The 1,457-nt window shown below is 57.6% G+C and carries 3 protein-coding genes; 1 reads left to right on the top strand and 2 read right to left on the bottom strand.

All coding sequences use genetic code 11. The features are described 5' to 3' along the window. On the bottom strand, window positions 1–267 hold the full coding sequence (locus tag SPHV1_RS03420; RefSeq protein WP_054944680.1) for a hypothetical protein: 267 nt from the start codon (window positions 265–267) through the stop codon (window positions 1–3). Between the two features lie 305 nt (window positions 268–572). Then, entirely contained in the window at window positions 573–1,115 is a 543-nt protein-coding gene (locus SPHV1_RS03415) for a helix-turn-helix transcriptional regulator (RefSeq protein WP_156367223.1), read from the bottom strand. 35 nt (window positions 1,116–1,150) lie between these two features. Here SPHV1_RS03415 and SPHV1_RS03410 point away from each other — a divergent pair, with 35 nt between their 5' ends. Further along, window positions 1,151–1,306, top strand: a complete 156-nt coding sequence (locus tag SPHV1_RS03410) for a carph-isopro domain-containing protein (protein WP_156367222.1) — start codon at window positions 1,151–1,153, stop codon at window positions 1,304–1,306. The last annotated feature ends 151 nt before the right edge of the window (window positions 1,307–1,457 follow it).

The following is a 1,457-nucleotide window of genomic DNA, read 5'->3' as shown; positions in this document are numbered from 1 at the left end:
TCACGCCACAGCCCTCCCCACCTGAGCCGCGACATAAGCCTGACCGTTCGCGCGGCTCATGGCCTCGCGCACACGGCCAATGGCAAACTCACAGCGTTCGATGACGAACGGGCCGCGCGTCTCGATTGCGAGATCGTGACCCTGTGCAATGATGTATTCCAGCTCGGCCAGCGCCTCACGCAGAGGGTTCAGGGCCGTGGGCAGGAAGTTCGCCGCGGGGCGCGCTTCGTAGCCGTTCTTGGCTGGGGTGATTTGGGTGATGTGCATTTAAGGCTCCATCTTCGCCGGGGCGCTGGTGGCTCACCGGCTTGATGGGGCAATAATACGTTGCGTATTCCTACTGTCAATACGTTGCGTATTATTTTTTCATACGCATTGTATGTTCACGATTCGGGCACCCCGCCCTGATCAACCTGTTGATCCGCCTTGTGTTATAGGAAATTTCCTACAGGCAGGGCGCTGTGCTATGAGAACGAATCAGGAACAAACACCCCCGGAGGATGATATGGGCATAGTTCTGGCAGAGCCTGCATGTGACGCAGGTTGCCTCCGTTGCGACCTTGAGTGTGCGGCTATGCCCCAGCGCCTGGCTTGGTGGGAGCGTGAGATTGAGCGCTTGTGCCGGGAGAAATCGACGAAGGCTCACTGCCTCGAAACCCGCCGACAGCTAAATATTGCTCTAGGCGCTCACGAAGCGCTTCTGGCACGATACGCAAGTAGTCCTCGATGGTTGCGCCGATCGGCAGCTCGCGCATAGCTGCGCCGATCATCTCCCTGAGATCTTCTGCGGGAAGTGTTAACGCCTCTGGCTCGTCTCCGCGCAGCCCCATTAACCATACAGGATCAACCTTGAACGCCTTGGCGTATGCATAGCCGGTCTCGATGTCGAACACGCGCGTTCCGTTCGCATGGCTCGTAAGAGTGGGGACTTTGAAGTTATGACGCTTGGCAACATCGGTGATCGACATTCCCGTTTTTGCGATCACCGATCTCAGGCGCCGCGCGCGTTCATCTTTGTCAGCAAGCATCTTCGCATTAATAGCGAGATTGCTAATACGTGTCGTATTGACATAAAAAATACGTTTCGTATTATGCTCCCATGTCACAGCTTGCATCGATTTACGCCGTCTGGGACGGCAACGCGGAAGCAATGGCCGCCGACATCGGCGAGAAGGCCGTAACCGTCAGGCAATGGCGTAACCGCGGCAACATCCCCCCGAGGTACTGGCCCAAGATCATCGAAAAGGCCGGCATCCATGGCGCGAAGCTTGATTGGCAGGACTTCCTGACCGAGCGCGCAGCATGACCGCGCTCGCCATCACAGGCGCTGTAGTCGCGGCCTTCTACGCCTTGGTAGCCGCCATCTGCTGGTCCGAACATCGACGGCATGCGCGTATCGACCGCGAGGATGAGCGCACCAAGCGCTTCATTTCCAAACTTCTCGAACCGGTGGAGGT

It is taken from the genome of Novosphingobium sp. KN65.2 (assembly GCF_001368935.1).
In the GTDB taxonomy this organism is placed as follows: Bacteria; Pseudomonadota; Alphaproteobacteria; order Sphingomonadales; family Sphingomonadaceae; genus Novosphingobium; species Novosphingobium mathurense.
Note: the sequence above shows the minus strand (reverse complement) of the source record. Positions and strands in the feature narration are given on the sequence as shown.